This is a genomic window from Ochrobactrum sp. PL_is501, assembly GCF_055816895.1.
In genome coordinates this window covers 1-14,133 of sequence record NZ_JBVPGR010000037.1, presented here as the reverse complement: position 1 = coordinate 14,133, position 14,133 = coordinate 1, and the positions used below count along the sequence as shown (strand labels likewise).

Annotated in this window: 27 protein-coding genes; all 27 read right to left on the bottom strand. The window is 57.2% G+C overall.

Translation table 11 applies throughout. The annotated features are described in order from the left end of the window. Window positions 1-47: 47 nt before the first annotated feature. On the bottom strand, window positions 48-1,061 hold the full coding sequence (locus AC0TOF_RS16000; protein WP_122001593.1) for a DNA-directed RNA polymerase subunit alpha: 1,014 nt from the start codon (window positions 1,059-1,061) through the stop codon (window positions 48-50). 115 nt (window positions 1,062-1,176) lie between these two features. Further along, a complete protein-coding gene (gene rpsK / locus AC0TOF_RS15995; RefSeq protein ID WP_002964339.1) occupies window positions 1,177-1,566 on the bottom strand; it encodes a 30S ribosomal protein S11 in 390 nt (129 codons plus the stop codon). A 127-nt stretch (window positions 1,567-1,693) separates the two neighbouring features. Beyond that, window positions 1,694-2,062, bottom strand: a complete 369-nt coding sequence (rpsM, locus tag AC0TOF_RS15990) for a 30S ribosomal protein S13 (RefSeq protein WP_006467002.1) — start codon at window positions 2,060-2,062, stop codon at window positions 1,694-1,696. A gap of 297 nt (window positions 2,063-2,359) precedes the next feature. Continuing rightward, window positions 2,360-2,944 carry an adenylate kinase gene (locus AC0TOF_RS15985; protein WP_121983769.1) on the bottom strand — a complete coding sequence of 195 codons (585 nt, stop codon included), beginning with the start codon at window positions 2,942-2,944 and terminating at the stop codon, window positions 2,360-2,362. Next, entirely contained in the window at window positions 2,941-4,281 is a 1,341-nt protein-coding gene (gene secY / locus AC0TOF_RS15980) for a preprotein translocase subunit SecY (RefSeq protein WP_122001592.1), read from the bottom strand. The genes AC0TOF_RS15985 and secY overlap by 4 nt, the downstream gene beginning before the upstream one ends. Before the next feature lie 161 nt (window positions 4,282-4,442). After that, complete coding sequence (gene rplO, locus AC0TOF_RS15975; protein WP_002964343.1) at window positions 4,443-4,913, bottom strand: 50S ribosomal protein L15; 471 nt, start codon at window positions 4,911-4,913, stop codon at window positions 4,443-4,445. A 20-nt stretch (window positions 4,914-4,933) separates the two neighbouring features. After that, window positions 4,934-5,131 carry a 50S ribosomal protein L30 gene (gene rpmD, locus AC0TOF_RS15970; protein WP_002967737.1) on the bottom strand — a complete coding sequence of 66 codons (198 nt, stop codon included), beginning with the start codon at window positions 5,129-5,131 and terminating at the stop codon, window positions 4,934-4,936. Window positions 5,132-5,198: 67 nt separating this feature from the next. After that, complete coding sequence (rpsE, locus tag AC0TOF_RS15965; RefSeq protein ID WP_006467009.1) at window positions 5,199-5,759, bottom strand: 30S ribosomal protein S5; 561 nt, start codon at window positions 5,757-5,759, stop codon at window positions 5,199-5,201. A gap of 41 nt (window positions 5,760-5,800) precedes the next feature. Beyond that, entirely contained in the window at window positions 5,801-6,163 is a 363-nt protein-coding gene (gene rplR / locus AC0TOF_RS15960; RefSeq protein WP_006467011.1) for a 50S ribosomal protein L18, read from the bottom strand. A 12-nt stretch (window positions 6,164-6,175) separates the two neighbouring features. After that, the gene (gene rplF, locus AC0TOF_RS15955) at window positions 6,176-6,709 is read right to left on the bottom strand and encodes a 50S ribosomal protein L6 (protein WP_006467012.1); all 534 of its coding nucleotides are present in this window, start codon (window positions 6,707-6,709) and stop codon (window positions 6,176-6,178) included. Window positions 6,710-6,747: 38 nt separating this feature from the next. Further along, complete coding sequence (gene rpsH, locus AC0TOF_RS15950) at window positions 6,748-7,146, bottom strand: 30S ribosomal protein S8 (RefSeq protein ID WP_006467014.1); 399 nt, start codon at window positions 7,144-7,146, stop codon at window positions 6,748-6,750. Between the two features lie 10 nt (window positions 7,147-7,156). Continuing rightward, complete coding sequence (gene rpsN / locus AC0TOF_RS15945) at window positions 7,157-7,462, bottom strand: 30S ribosomal protein S14 (RefSeq protein WP_006467018.1); 306 nt, start codon at window positions 7,460-7,462, stop codon at window positions 7,157-7,159. A gap of 26 nt (window positions 7,463-7,488) precedes the next feature. Continuing rightward, window positions 7,489-8,046 carry a 50S ribosomal protein L5 gene (gene rplE / locus AC0TOF_RS15940; RefSeq protein WP_122001591.1) on the bottom strand — a complete coding sequence of 186 codons (558 nt, stop codon included), beginning with the start codon at window positions 8,044-8,046 and terminating at the stop codon, window positions 7,489-7,491. Next, window positions 8,039-8,350, bottom strand: coding sequence for a 50S ribosomal protein L24 (rplX, locus tag AC0TOF_RS15935; protein ID WP_006467020.1), 312 nt, complete (start codon window positions 8,348-8,350; stop codon window positions 8,039-8,041). Before rplX ends, rplE begins: the two co-directional genes overlap by 8 nt. Before the next feature lie 12 nt (window positions 8,351-8,362). Further along, window positions 8,363-8,731: a 50S ribosomal protein L14 gene (gene rplN / locus AC0TOF_RS15930; RefSeq protein ID WP_004683923.1), complete on the bottom strand. Its 369-nt coding sequence runs from the start codon at window positions 8,729-8,731 to the stop codon at window positions 8,363-8,365. A gap of 68 nt (window positions 8,732-8,799) precedes the next feature. Next, window positions 8,800-9,042: a 30S ribosomal protein S17 gene (rpsQ, locus tag AC0TOF_RS15925; protein WP_104756409.1), complete on the bottom strand. Its 243-nt coding sequence runs from the start codon at window positions 9,040-9,042 to the stop codon at window positions 8,800-8,802. A gap of 11 nt (window positions 9,043-9,053) precedes the next feature. Next, window positions 9,054-9,254 carry a 50S ribosomal protein L29 gene (gene rpmC / locus AC0TOF_RS15920; protein ID WP_006467022.1) on the bottom strand — a complete coding sequence of 67 codons (201 nt, stop codon included), beginning with the start codon at window positions 9,252-9,254 and terminating at the stop codon, window positions 9,054-9,056. Window positions 9,255-9,265: 11 nt separating this feature from the next. After that, on the bottom strand, window positions 9,266-9,679 hold the full coding sequence (gene rplP, locus AC0TOF_RS15915; RefSeq protein WP_006467023.1) for a 50S ribosomal protein L16: 414 nt from the start codon (window positions 9,677-9,679) through the stop codon (window positions 9,266-9,268). A gap of 37 nt (window positions 9,680-9,716) precedes the next feature. After that, window positions 9,717-10,427 carry a 30S ribosomal protein S3 gene (gene rpsC / locus AC0TOF_RS15910; RefSeq protein WP_122001590.1) on the bottom strand — a complete coding sequence of 237 codons (711 nt, stop codon included), beginning with the start codon at window positions 10,425-10,427 and terminating at the stop codon, window positions 9,717-9,719. After that, the gene (gene rplV / locus AC0TOF_RS15905; protein WP_006467025.1) at window positions 10,427-10,816 is read right to left on the bottom strand and encodes a 50S ribosomal protein L22; all 390 of its coding nucleotides are present in this window, start codon (window positions 10,814-10,816) and stop codon (window positions 10,427-10,429) included. The genes rpsC and rplV overlap by 1 nt, the downstream gene beginning before the upstream one ends. Before the next feature lie 2 nt (window positions 10,817-10,818). After that, window positions 10,819-11,097, bottom strand: a complete 279-nt coding sequence (gene rpsS / locus AC0TOF_RS15900) for a 30S ribosomal protein S19 (protein ID WP_006467026.1) — start codon at window positions 11,095-11,097, stop codon at window positions 10,819-10,821. A 15-nt stretch (window positions 11,098-11,112) separates the two neighbouring features. Next, window positions 11,113-11,946, bottom strand: coding sequence for a 50S ribosomal protein L2 (gene rplB, locus AC0TOF_RS15895; RefSeq protein WP_122001589.1), 834 nt, complete (start codon window positions 11,944-11,946; stop codon window positions 11,113-11,115). Between the two features lie 21 nt (window positions 11,947-11,967). After that, the gene (locus AC0TOF_RS15890) at window positions 11,968-12,261 is read right to left on the bottom strand and encodes a 50S ribosomal protein L23 (RefSeq protein ID WP_006467028.1); all 294 of its coding nucleotides are present in this window, start codon (window positions 12,259-12,261) and stop codon (window positions 11,968-11,970) included. After that, the gene (rplD, locus tag AC0TOF_RS15885; protein ID WP_109987721.1) at window positions 12,258-12,878 is read right to left on the bottom strand and encodes a 50S ribosomal protein L4; all 621 of its coding nucleotides are present in this window, start codon (window positions 12,876-12,878) and stop codon (window positions 12,258-12,260) included. The genes AC0TOF_RS15890 and rplD overlap by 4 nt, the downstream gene beginning before the upstream one ends. Further along, entirely contained in the window at window positions 12,878-13,594 is a 717-nt protein-coding gene (rplC, locus tag AC0TOF_RS15880) for a 50S ribosomal protein L3 (RefSeq protein ID WP_122001588.1), read from the bottom strand. The genes rplD and rplC overlap by 1 nt, the downstream gene beginning before the upstream one ends. Window positions 13,595-13,623: 29 nt before the next feature. Then, entirely contained in the window at window positions 13,624-13,932 is a 309-nt protein-coding gene (rpsJ, locus tag AC0TOF_RS15875; RefSeq protein WP_002964363.1) for a 30S ribosomal protein S10, read from the bottom strand. Between the two features lie 64 nt (window positions 13,933-13,996). Beyond that, a partial coding sequence (locus AC0TOF_RS15870) for an EF-Tu C-terminal domain-related protein (protein ID WP_314309432.1) occupies window positions 13,997-14,133 on the bottom strand: 137 nt, incomplete at its 5' end.

Sequence of the window (14,133 nt, the reverse complement as noted above, 5' to 3'; positions counted from 1 at the left end):
TACGCATTATCCGACGCGAAACCGCGGCGCACTTTCGCTGGAAATGCTCAATATTGGTCTTCGTAGCGCTTGGCGAGGTCTTCGATATTCTCCGGCGGCCAGGACGGGATTTCCATACCGAGATGGAGACCCATCGATGCCAGAACTTCCTTGATCTCGTTGAGCGACTTGCGGCCGAAATTCGGAGTCCGCAGCATCTCGGCTTCCGTCTTCTGGATCAGATCGCCGATATAGACGATGTTGTCGTTCTTCAGGCAGTTTGCCGAACGGACAGACAGTTCGAGTTCGTCCACCTTCTTGAGCAGAGCCGGATTGAAAGCCAGTTCCGCAACCTGTTCCTGCGGAGCTTCCTTCTGCGGTTCTTCGAAGTTGACGAAGATCGCCAGCTGGTCCTGGAGAATACGAGCGGCATATGCCACCGCGTCTTCGCCTGTAACCGAGCCGTTTGTCTCGATATTCAGCGTCAGCTTGTCATAGTCAAGAACCTGACCTTCACGGGTGTTCTCGATCTTGTACGACACCTTGCGAACCGGCGAATACAGGCTGTCAACCGGAATAAGCCCGATCGGAGCGTCTTCTGCGCGGTTGCGGTCGGCAGGCACGTAGCCCTTGCCGGTGTTGACGGTGAATTCCATGCGGATTTCAGCGCCTTCGTCCAGCGTGCAGATGACGTGATCCGGATTGAGGATCTCGACATCGCCGACGGTCTGAATGTCGCCAGCCGTAACGACGCCTGGGCCTTCCTTGCGGACGACCATGCGCTTCGGGCCCTCGCCTTCCATACGGATAGCGATTTCCTTGACGTTCAGAACGATATCCGTAACGTCTTCGCGGACGCCCGGGATCGAAGAGAATTCATGCAGAACGCCATCGATCTGAATGGCGGTCACGGCAGCGCCGCGAAGCGACGACAGAAGCACGCGACGCAGGGCATTGCCGAGCGTCAAACCGAAGCCGCGTTCCAGCGGTTCGGCGACGACGGTTGCATGCGTGCGGGAGCCGTTGGTGATGAAATCCACCTTGTTCGGCTTGATGAGTTCCTGCCAGTTCTTCTGGATCATATAGATATCCCTCTATCATTCGTCGCTACCATCCTATCGTAGCGATCAAGTGAAGAAACCGCAGAGGAGCCCCGAACTTGAAAAGCCCGAGGCTCGTACGGCATGTGAACGAGGATTAGACCCGGCGCTTCTTGCGCGGACGGCAACCGTTGTGCGGGATCGGCGTAACATCGCGGATCGACGTGATCACAAAGCCGGCAGCCTGAAGGGCGCGCAGCGCGGATTCACGGCCAGAGCCCGGTCCGCAAACCTCGACTTCGAGGGAGCGCATGCCATGTTCCTGTGCCTTCTTGGCGCAGTCTTCGGCAGCGATCTGTGCGGCAAACGGGGTCGACTTACGCGAACCCTTGAAACCCTGAGCACCGGCAGACGACCAGGCAATCGCATTGCCCTGAGCATCCGTAATGGTGATCATGGTATTGTTGAACGTCGAATTTACGTGGGCAACGCCCGACGAGATGTTTTTACGCTCGCGACGGCGAACGCGCGTGGCTTCCTTGGCCATGATAGTCCTTTCAATCGATCTCTACACCGCCGTAATTCCAGCGGCTACACCGGTCCTCAAGAAAGGACCAGCATCAAACCCAACCGGCACACCGGAAAGGCTCGACGGAACTTGCGTCCCGTCGATATTACTTCTTCTTGCCTGCGATTGCCTTCGCCGGACCCTTTCGAGTGCGTGCGTTGGTGTGCGTGCGCTGGCCGCGGACCGGCAGCGAACGACGATGGCGCAGGCCGCGGTAGCAACCCAGGTCCATCAGGCGCTTGATGTTCATCGAAACTTCACGACGCAGGTCACCTTCGACCTGGTAGTCAGCATCGATTGCTTCGCGGATCTGAAGGACTTCAGCATCCGACAGCTGGTTAACGCGACGATCGTCAGCAATGCCGACCTTCGTTACGATTTCCCGAGCAAATTTCGGTCCGATCCCGTGAATGTACTGAAGCGCAATAACAACGCGCTTGTTCGTCGGGATGTTGACGCCAGCGATACGTGCCACGTCTGTTCTCCTTGAGTTATAAAAATTTCCGTCTGGCAGATGCGATCAACCAGACAGCATTAAATGACCGGTACCGGCCTCTTTCGATTTCCGCCGATACCCGCCATTCAAAACCAGTTGAAGTGGCGCAGTCTTTGACGGAATCGCCCGAAAAAGTCAACTCTTAACTGTCCGTAAAGCCATCAAACCGGCCTAACAGGCAACCCAAGCAACTTCTGTAAGCAATAAACGGGCAGAAAACGCTTCACCCTTTCCCTGCCCGTATTCGAACAAGGCTTCTTCAAGCCTCTTCAATTTTCACGCCGGAACGAGAATTCTCTCGATTTCGGCAGTAACTTCTTCAACGGGCGCCATGCCATTGATGACGCGCAATTCACCGGTTCCTGCATAATAACTGGAAAGCGGCGCAGTCTTTTCGCGGTACTCCACGAGACGCTTGCGGAAAGCTTCCGGATTATCATCCGAACGAACCTGACCGCCTTTGGCGATCGTATCGGCCACACGGCTTTCCATCCGCTTGACGAGAGCATTTTCATCGACTTTCAGCTCGATAACTGCGTCGAGCTTCAAGCCCTTCCCCGCCAGCATCGTTCCCAGAGCCTGAGCCTGTGGAACCGTACGCGGATAGCCGTCGAGGATGAAACCATTCGCGCAGTCAGGAGCATCGATACGCTCCGATACGATCTGGTTCACGATCTCGTCGGAAACCAGTTGCCCGGCATCCATCACGGCCTTGGCGCGCTTCCCGATCTCACTCTGCTGGGCGACTGCCGCACGCAGCATGTCGCCGGTCGAGAGCTGAGGAATTCCATGCTTCTTGGTAAGAAGTCCAGCCTGCGTCCCCTTACCTGCTCCGGGCGGCCCAAGAAGTATCAGTCTCATTTATTGCGTTTCCCACCTCTGAGTTTGGACTTCTTGATCAACCCTTCATACTGATGGGCGATCAGATGCCCCTGAATTTGCGCAACCGTATCGAGCGTCACGCTCACAACGATCAGCAGCGAGGTGCCACCGAGATAGAACGGCACACCGGTTGCGGAAATCAGGAATTCCGGCAGGAGACAGACAAGCACGATATAGATGGCACCGACAACAGTGATGCGTGTCAGCACATAGTCTATGTATTCGGCAGTGCGCTCACCCGGACGGATGCCCGGAATAAAGCCGGAATGCTTCTTGAGCTGGTCAGCGGTGTCCTTGGGATTGAACACAATGGCCGTATAGAAGAAGCAGAAGAATGCCATCAATGCAGCATAGAACAGCATGTAAAGCGGCTGCCCGTGACCGAGCGCATTGAGAATGGTCGTCGCCCAGGCGGGCATTTCAGTCGTGTTGGCAAAGCCTGCAACCGTCGCAGGCAAAAGCAGCAGCGACGAGGCGAAAATCGGAGGAATAACGCCTGCGGTATTGAGCTTCAAAGGCAGATGCGACGTGTCGCCTTGGAACATACGGTTGCCGACCTGACGCTTCGGATACTGGATCAGAAGGCGACGTTGTGCGCGTTCAACAAAAACGATGACCGCGATCAGCACAACGGCAAGGATGATGACACCCAGAATAAGGCCCGTAGACAGTGCACCTGTACGACCGAGTTCCAGCGTACCGGAAATCGCATGCGGCAGGTTGGCCACAATGCCGGAGAAGATAATCAGCGAAATGCCGTTACCGATACCGCGCGCCGTGATCTGCTCGCCGAGCCACATCAGGAACATCGTGCCACCCACAAGGGTAATCACCGACGAAACGATGAAGAAAGGTCCTGGACTGGTGACGATGCCGTTACCGGACTGCAAACCGACTGAAATCGCGTAGGCTTGAACAAGCGCCAGAAGCACCGTGCCGTAACGCGTGTACTGATTGATGATCTTGCGACCCGCCTCGCCTTCCTTCTTCAGCGCTTCAAGCGACGGGACGACCGACGTCATGAGCTGCACGATAATGGAGGCTGAGATATAGGGCATGATGCCGAGTGCGAAAATGGCCATACGACCGACGGCGCCACCGGCGAACATGTTGAAGAGCCCGAGCACACCCTGGCTATGCTGCTGGAAAGCCTGCGCAAGCGCGTCAGGATTGATGCCGGGAAGCGGAATATAGGTGCCGAACCGGTATACGAGCAAAGCCCCCAGCGTGAACCAGATGCGCTTCTTGAGTTCTTCTGCCTTCGAAAAAGCCGAAAAATTGAGATTGGAAACTAGCTGTTCAGCAGCCGATGCCATTAAATTTCTCCGGTGAAAAGTCTCCGGTCCTCCGCCCCCGTCAGCGCAATCTATAGCGGTCGCGCCTCGAGACTGAAAAGACCCTACCCAGATATGCGCATTGGCATAAATGTGCAAGCGGCGGCACTAAGGCCGCCGCTTTTTATTTTTGTATCGAAGCCTTATTCGGCAGCGGCTTCTGGAAGCTTGATGCTACCGCCAGCCTTTTCGATCTTTTCGACCGCAGCCTTGGAAGCACCGGCTACCTCGAAGGCAACCTTTGCCTTCAGTTCGCCGTCCGAAAGGATGCGAACGCCGTCCTTGGCGCGACGAATCACGCCAGCAGCCTTCAGCGAATCGAGGTTCACAACAGCCTTGGCATCGAGCTTGCCTGCATCGATAGCAGCCTGAATACGGCCGAGCGATACAACGTTGAAGCTCTTTGCGAAGATGTTGGTGAAGCCGCGCTTCGGCAGACGGCGGTAGATTGGCATCTGGCCGCCTTCGAAGCCATTGATCGAAACGCCCGAACGGGACTTCTGACCCTTGACGCCGCGACCGCCGGTCTTGCCGGTGCCCGAACCGATACCGCGACCAACACGCTTGCGCGCCTTGACCGAACCTGGCTTGTCACGCAGATCGTTGAGTTTCATATCTCTATCTCCCTGCGCTATCACGCCTCGTCCACAACGCGAACGAGGTGTGGAAGCTTGGCGATCATGCCACGGACCGCCGGAGTATCTTCCAGCGTGCTGCGGCGGTGCATTTTATTAAGACCCAGACCGATCAGCGTTGCACGCTGCTCGGCTGGACGACGGATTGGGCTTCCGATCTGCTCGACCGTAACCGTCTTGCCCTTCTTCTCAGCCATCACTCAAATCCCTTGTCTATGGCGTATCCGGTCGCCTGAGCGGCCCCGGACGAACACAAACTATCGGCTATTCTTCCGAACCGACCACATCATGGCGGCGAGCCTGAAGGGTCGAGTACTTGATGCCGCGCTGTGCAGCGATGTCCTTCGGATGCATCTGATGCTTCAGAGCATCGAACGTCGCACGAACCATGTTGTAAGGGTTCGACGAACCGAGCGACTTGGCAACAACGTCCTGAACGCCGAGCGTTTCGAACACTGCACGCATCGGGCCACCGGCGATGATACCCTTACCAGCAGGAGCTGCGCGAAGCAGAACCTTGCCGGCGCCGTGACGGCCTTCAACATCGTGATGCAGCGTACGGCCCGAACGCAGCGGTACGAAGATCATGTCGCGCTTGGCAGCTTCGGTTGCCTTGCGGATAGCTTCCGGCACTTCACGTGCCTTGCCATGACCGAAGCCTACGCGGCCCTTCTGGTCGCCAACAACGACGAGCGCAGCAAAACCGAAGCGACGGCCGCCTTTAACGACCTTGGCAACACGGTTGATGTGAACGAGCTTATCGACGAATTCGCTGTCGCGCTCCTCACGGCCGCGATCTTCGCGGTTACGTTCTCTCTGTGCCATATCCTGATTTCCTTTTTCTTTTCCGGAAGCACAAATGCTAATTAGAAGCTGAGGCCGCTTTCGCGAGCAGCTTCGGCGAGAGCCTTCACACGGCCGTGGTAAATGAATGCACCACGGTCGAACACTACGTCCTTGACGCCAGCCTTGACGGCGCGCTCAGCAACCAGCTTGCCAACAGCAGCGGCTGCTGCGGAGTCGGCACCGGTCTTGAGCTTGCCCTTAAGGTCGCCATCGAGGGTCGAAGCGGCCGCAAGCGTAACGCCGCGGACGTCGTCGATGATCTGGGCGTAGATGTTCTTGGAAGAACGGTGCACGCTGAGACGCGGACGGCCATTGGCGACAGCCTTGACCTGGCGGCGTACACGAGCAGCGCGACGCTGCAAAGTTTCTTTTGGCGATGCCATGACGCGCTTCCCTTACTTCTTCTTGCCTTCTTTGCGGACGATCTTCTCGCCAGCATACTTGACGCCCTTGCCCTTGTAAGGCTCGGGGCCGCGATATTCGCGGATCTCAGCCGCGACCTGACCGACCTGCTGCTTGTCGATACCCGAAACGACGATTTCCGTCGGCTTCGGAACAGCAACAGTGATGCCAGCAGGCACGTCGTAGACCACTTCGTGGCTGAAGCCGAGCGAAAGCTGCAGGTTCTTGCCCTGCATGGCAGCGCGGTAACCGACGCCGCTGATTTCGAGCTTCTTTTCAAAGCCGTCCTTCACGCCAACAAAAATGTTGGAAATCATCGTGCGGGACATGCCCCACTTCGAACGAGCTTCCTTCGACTGATCGCGCGGATCGACGCTGACAGCGCCGTCTTCCATCTTGACCAGAACTTCATCGTGCACGACGAAGGAGAGTTCACCCTTCGCGCCCTTTGCCTTGACGATCTGCCCATCAACACTGGCGGTCACGCCTGCCGGGACCGGCACGGGTTTTTTACCGATACGAGACATTTTGATACCTGTCTTTTATCTGTTCGCTGTCAGCCGCATCAGAAGATGCGGCAGAGCAGCTCACCACCAACGTTTTGTTCACGGGCTTCATGATCCGCCATCACGCCCTTCGGCGTGGAGAGGATCGAGATGCCGAGGCCGTTCGCGACCTGCGGGATCGACTTGACCGACACGTAAACGCGACGGCCAGGCTTCGATACGCGGCTGATCTCACGGATAACCGGAACACCTTCGTAGTACTTCAGTTCGATTTCGATCTCGGCCTTGCCGTTCACGAACTCACTCTGCGTGTATCCGCGGATGTACCCTTCAGACTGAAGGACATCCAGAACGCGGGCGCGCAGCTTCGAAGCCGGGGTCGTAACCTTGGTCTTCTTGCGGCCTACTGCGTTGCGGATACGGGTCAGCATATCGCCGATAGGATCTGACACAGACATATGCTACTCCTTACCAGCTCGACTTGACGATGCCCGGTACCTGACCGAGCGAACCCAACTGACGGAGCGCAATACGCGACATCTTCAGTTTACGGTAGTAACCACGCGGACGGCCCGAAACTTCGCAACGATTGCGAATACGAACCTTCGATGAATTGCGCGGCAGTTCGGCAAGCCGGATGGTGGCGCGGAAGCGCTCTTCCAGCGGAAGGCCCTGATCCATTACGATCGCCTTCAGACGTGCACGCTTGCCAGCGTGACGCTTAACCAACTTTTCGCGGCGCTTGTTTTTTTCGACTGCGCTAGTCTTGGCCATATTAATATACCTCGCTACGCTTGCCGTTACTGCCGGAAGGGGAAGTTGAATGCACGCAGAAGAGCGCGTGCTTCATCATCCGTCTTGGCGGTCGTGCAAACGATGATGTCCATGCCCCAGATCTGATCAACCTTATCGTAGTTGATTTCCGGAAACACGATGTGCTCCTTGATGCCCATGGCATAGTTGCCGCGGCCGTCAAAGCTCTTCGGGTTCAGGCCGCGGAAGTCGCGGACGCGAGGAAGAGCGATCGTGACAAGACGATCAAGGAATTCGTACATGCGGTCCTGGCGAAGGGTAACCTTCGTGCCGATCGGCATGCCTTCACGCAACTTGAACGTTGCGATCGAGTTACGGGCGCGCGTGATGACAGCCTTCTGGCCAGCGATCTGGCTGAGGTCTTCAGCAGCAACCGCAGGCTTCTTGGAATCGCCAGTGGCTTCGCCAACGCCCATGTTGAGGACAACCTTGGTGATGCGCGGAATCTGCATCTCGTTGTCGTATTTGAATTCTTCAAGCAGAGCCTTACGAATATTTTCGTTGTAAAGCTTCTTGAAGCGGGGAAGTGCCTTAGCTTCAGCCATCGATCAGCGCTCCAGAACGTTTTGCGACACGAACCTTCTTGCCGTCCTCGACGCGGAAACCGACGCGAGTCGGCTTGCCGTCCTTGGGATCAGCAATTGCCAGGTTGGACAGGTGGATCGGCGCTTCCTTGGAGATAATGCCGGCTTCCTGGGTCTGGGTCTGACGCTGATGGCGCTTTACAATGTTGATACCGCGAACGAGCGCCTGCTCGTCCTTCGGCATAACCTTGAGAACTTCGCCCTTACGGCCCTTGTCCTTACCGGACAGCACGACAACGCTGTCGCCTTTGCGAATCTTCTGCATCGTCTTGCTTCCTTACAGAACTTCCGGAGCCAGCGAGATGATCTTCATGTGGTTCTTTGCGCGAAGTTCGCGCGGAACCGGTCCGAAGATACGCGTGCCGATAGGCTCTTTCTTGTTATCGATGAGAACGGCTGCATTGTTATCGAAACGAATAACGCTGCCGTCCGGACGACGGATATCCTTGGCGGTGCGTACAACAACCGCCTTCATCACGTCACCCTTTTTGACGCGGCCGCGCGGAATAGCTTCCTTGATCGACACCACAATGATGTCACCAACGGAAGCGTAACGCCGCTTCGAGCCGCCCAGCACCTTGATGCACATGACACGACGTGCGCCGGAATTATCCGCCACGTCGAGGTTTGTTTGCATCTGAATCATGACTGGCCGCCTTCTTTCCTCTCAGCTGGTTAAGGGCTCCTGCCCTACCTAAGCTGCGTGTTTATAATTTAGCCTGCTGCTTCGTTCGTCAGAACGACCCAGCGTTTGTCCTTCGAGATTGGGGCCGATTCCTGGATGGAAACCTGATCGCCAACCTTGAACTGGTTGTTTTCGTCATGCGCCTTGTACTTCTTAGACTGACGCACGGTCTTCTGGAGAAGCGGATGCGAATAGCGCCGCTCAACCTTGACCACAACAGTCTTGTCATTCTTGTCGCTGACGACAACGCCCTGCAGAACGCGTTTAGGCATTATATTCTTCCTTATGCCTTGCTTGCGGCCGCCTTCTGGCGGGCAATAGTCTTGATACGCGCGATGTCGCGGCGAACCTGCTTCACGCGCGCGGTTTTTTCGAGCTGGCCGGTGGCCTTCTGAAAGCGCAGGTTGAACTGCTCTTTCTTCAGGGTGCCCAGCTCGTCATTCAGTTGATCGAGGCTCTTCGCCCGAACGTCTGCGGCTTTCATCGTTGCCTCTCTTATTCAGCAATGCGCTGGATAAAGCGCGTCTTGATCGGCAACTTTGCTGCGCCGAGTCGGAGGGCTTCCCGTGCCACATCTTCAGGGACACCGTCAAGCTCAAACATCACGCGACCTGGTGCCACACGGCACGCCCAGTAGTCAACCGAACCCTTACCTTTACCCATACGGACTTCGGTAGGCTTCGAAGTTACCGGCAGGTCAGGGAAGATGCGGATCCACACGCGACCGGCACGCTTCATGTGACGGGTGATCGCGCGGCGAGCCGCTTCGATCTGACGTGCAGTGACGCGTTCCGGCTCAACGGCCTTCAAACCGAATGCACCGAAATTCAGATCCGTGCCGCCTTTCGAGTTGCCGTGAATACGGCCCTTGAACTGCTTGCGGAACTTGGTGCGCTTAGGCTGCATCATTGTTCTCTACTCCAAATTTCTCGCCCGCGGCCCGCTTTTAAGCGTTTTCGCGGCGGCGGTTCGACGAGGAACCCTGATTGTCACCCTCGACCGCACGACGCTCGGAAGCCATCGGATCGTGTTCAAGGATTTCGCCCTTGAAGACCCAGACCTTCACGCCGCAGATACCATAAGCGGTCTTCGCTTCTGCCGTGCCGTAGTCAATATCGGCGCGCAGCGTGTGAAGCGGAACGCGACCTTCACGGTACCATTCCATGCGAGCGATTTCCGCGCCACCCAGACGACCCGAGCAGTTGATACGGATGCCTTCGGCTCCAAGACGCATTGCCGACTGAACGGCACGCTTCATGGCGCGACGGAATGCCACACGGCGTTCGAGCTGCTGAGCGATCGACTGGGCGATCAGCGTAGCGTCGATTTCCGGCTTGCGAACTTCGACGATGTTGAGCGACGTATCGGCATTGGTCATCTCGGAAAGCTTCTTGCGGAGCTTTTCGATGTCTGCACCCTTCTTGCCGATAATGATGCCGGGACGTGCCGAATGGATCGTCACGCGGCACTTCTTGTGCGGACGCTCAATCACGATCTTGGAGATCGCGGCCTGCTTGAGTTCTTCGGAGAGGAACTCGCGGATCTTGACATCTTCATGCAGCAGCTTGCCGTACTCACCGGTATTCGCGTACCAACGCGAATCCCAGGTGCGGTTGATGCCGAGACGAAGACCGATCGGATTAATCTTCTGACCCATTATGCGGCCTCCCCTTTTTCCGCGACTTCGCGGACAACAATGGTGAGATGCGAAAACGGCTTTTCGATACGGCTGGCGCGGCCACGTCCGCGGACGTGGAAGCGCTTCATGACGATCGACTTGCCGACATAAGCTTCGGCGACGATCAGAGCATCGACGTCGAGATCATGGTTGTTTTCAGCGTTCGCAATTGCGGACTGAAGCGTCTTCTTCACCGTATCGGCGATCCGCTTGCGCGAGAACGTCAGATCGGCAAGTGCCGCATTCACCTTCTTGCCGCGAATCATGCTCGCAACAAGGTTCAGCTTCTGCGGGCTGACGCGCAGCGTGCGGGCAACGGCCTGAGCCTCGTTGTCCTTGAGCTGACGGGGAGCTTTAGCCTTGCCCATCGTTACTTCCTCTTCGACTTCTTGTCCGCGCCGTGACCGTAATAGGTACGCGTAGGCGCGAATTCACCGAACTTGTGTCCGACCATTTCTTCCGAAACCGACACCGGCACATGCTTGTTGCCGTTGTAGACGCCGAAAGTCAGACCGACAAACTGCGGCAGGATGGTGGAGCGGCGGCTCCACATCTTGATAACTTCATTACGACCGCCTTCGCGTACCTTCTCAGCCTTCTTGAGAAGATAGCCGTCGACAAACGGACCTTTCCAAACTGAACGAGCCACTTCAGACTACCTCTCTTACTTTTTGCGCTGATGGCGCGAACGCATGATGAACTTGTCGGTCGACTTGTTCGAGCGCGTCTTCTTGCCCTTCGTAGGCTTGCCCCACGGAGTGACAGGGTGACGACCACCCGAGGTACGACCTTCACCACCACCATGCGGGTGATCGACCGGGTTCATTGCAACGCCGCGAACGTGCGGACGCTTGCCACGCCATACCGAACGACCGGCCTTACCGTCGTTGATGTTGCCATGGTCCGGGTTGGACACCGCACCGACCGAAGCGAAGCAGGCACCTGGAACCAGACGCTGTTCACCGGAGTTGAGGCGCAGAATGGCCATGCCCTGATCGCGGCCGACGAGCTGGGCATAGGTGCCAGCCGAACGTGCGATCTGACCGCCCTTGCCCGGCTTCAGCTCGACGTTATGAATGATCGTGCCAACCGGCATGGAAGCGAGCGGCATTGCGTTGCCCGGCTTCACGTCGACGGAATTGCCTGCAACAACCTTGTCGCCGACAGCCAGACGCTGCGGAGCCAGGATGTAGGCCAGTTCACCGTCTTCGTAACGGATCAGCGCGATGAACGCAGTACGATTTGGATCGTATTCCAGACGTTCGACAGTGCCGACGACGTCAAGCTTGCGGCGCTTGAAATCTACGAAACGGTACGAACGCTTGTGACCGCCGCCCTGATAACGGACGGTGATACGACCGGTGTTGTTACGGCCACCCTTCTTGGACAGACCTTCGGTCAGGGACTTGACCGGCTTGCCCTTGTAGAGTTCCGAACGGTCCACGATGACCAGCTGACGCTGGCCTGGCGTGATCGGATTAAAATGCTTGAGTGCCATTGTCTCTTACTCCATGGCCTCTCAGAGACCGGTCGAAACGTCGATGCTCTGGCCTTCGGCCAAAGTAACGATCGCTTTCTTGACGTCGCTCTGGCGCCCGATAAGGCCGCGGAACCGCTTGACCTTACCCTTGCGCACTGCAGTGTTGACTGCCGTAACCTTGACGCCGAACAGCGCTTCGACTGCAGCCTTGATTTCCGGCTTCGTTGCCTTGCGGGCAACGTTGAAGACGACCTGGTTGTGTTCGGAAACCATGGTGGACTTCTCGGTGATAACCGGGCTGACGATCACGTCGTAATGGCGAAGATCAGTCATTTGAAACGCTCCTCAAGGGCTTCGACAGCCGCCTTGGAAAGAACGAGCTTGCCGCGGCGAAGGATGTCGTAAACATTGATGCCCTGCACTGGCAGAACGTCGATGTTCGGGATGTTCGAAGCCGCGCGCTGGAAGTTCACGTCGATCTCTGCGCCGCCGATGAGGAGTGCATTTTCGAGACCGAGCTTGGCGAACTGCGAAACAAGCTGCTTCGTCTTGGCTTCCGTTGCAGCCAGATCATCGATGATGATCAGGTCGGATGCCTTTGCCTTTGCAGACAGGGCATGACGCAGGCCAAGAGCGCGAACCTTCTTCGGCAGATCGTGATCGTGCGAACGGACAACTGGTCCGTGAGCCTGACCACCGCCGCGGAACTGCGGTGCGCGAGCCGAATGGTGACGAGCGCGGCCCGTACCCTTCTGCTTGTACATCTTGGCGCCGGTGCGGCTTACGTCGCCACGGCCCTGGGCCTTATGGGAGCCCTGCTGGCGGCGAGCCAGCTGCCAGCGCACGACGCGCTGGAGAATGTCGTCACGCGGGTCGAGACCGAAGATTTCTTCGTTCAGCTTGACCTTGCCGGCATCCTTGCCTTCAAGAGTGGTAATCGTGAGATCCATTATTCGGCTCCCTCAGTCACGGCAGCTTCAGCCTTCGCGGCACCTGCACGCAGAGCGGCCGGCTTCGGCGCGTTCTCAGGCAGCGAAACCTTTACCGCGTCGCGCACGAGGATCCAGGCGCCCTTGGAGCCCGGAACCGCACCGCGAACCAGGATCAGGCCGCGATCGCTGTCCGTCGAGACAACTTCAATATTCTGCGTGGTTACGCGGGTCTGGCCCATGTGACCAGCCATCTTCTTGCCCTTGAACACCTTACCCGGGTCCTGACGCTGACCGGTCGAGCCGTGAGCGCGGTGGGTAATGGAGTTACCGTGCGAAGCACGATGGCCACCGAAGTTATGACGCTTCATAACACCGGCAAAGCCCTTACCGATCGAAGTACCCGTCACGTCGACCTTCTGGCCGGCGACGAAGTGTTCGGCGGTGATTTCAGCGCCGACTTCGAGGAGGTTATCCGGCGAAACGCGGAATTCCGCGACCTTCGCCTTCGGCTCGACCTCGGCCTTCGCGAAATGACCGCGCATAGCCTTGGACGTGTTCTTTACCTTGGCGATACCAACGCCAAGCTGAACAGCCGTGTAACCGTTCTTTTCAACTGTACGCTGAGCTACCACGTGGCAATTCTCCATGCGGAGAACCGTCACCGGCACATGCTCTCCAGCGTCGTTATAGACGCGGGTCATGCCCAGCTTCTGTGCAATAACACCTGAACGCATCGGGTTCGTTCCTTCCGTCCTCAAGCCGATTAAAGCTTGATCTCGACATCGACACCGGCGGACAGATCGAGCTTCATCAGCGCGTCCACCGTCTGCGGGGTCGGGTCAACGATATCGAGAAGACGCTTGTGCGTGCGCATCTCGAACTGCTCGCGGCTCTTCTTGTCGATGTGCGGCGACCGGTTAACCGTGAACTTCTCGATCCGCGTTGGAAGCGGGATCGGTCCGCGCACATTTGCACCGGTACGCTTGGCAGTCGACACGATTTCCCGCGTCGAAGCGTCAAGGATCCGATGATCAAACGCCTTCAGGCGAATGCGGATGTTTTGACCGTTCATTTCATCTGTTCCTTGTTACGCGGAAACGCTCGCTCTGGAGCGAGCGTTCCTGCACAAACCTTCATTACTCGATGATCGAGGAGACGATGCCTGCACCGACGGTGCGGCCGCCTTCACGGATAGCGAAGCGAAGCTTCTCTTCCATCGCGATCGGCACGATCAGGGTAACGTCCATGGCGACGTTATCGCCAGGCATGACCA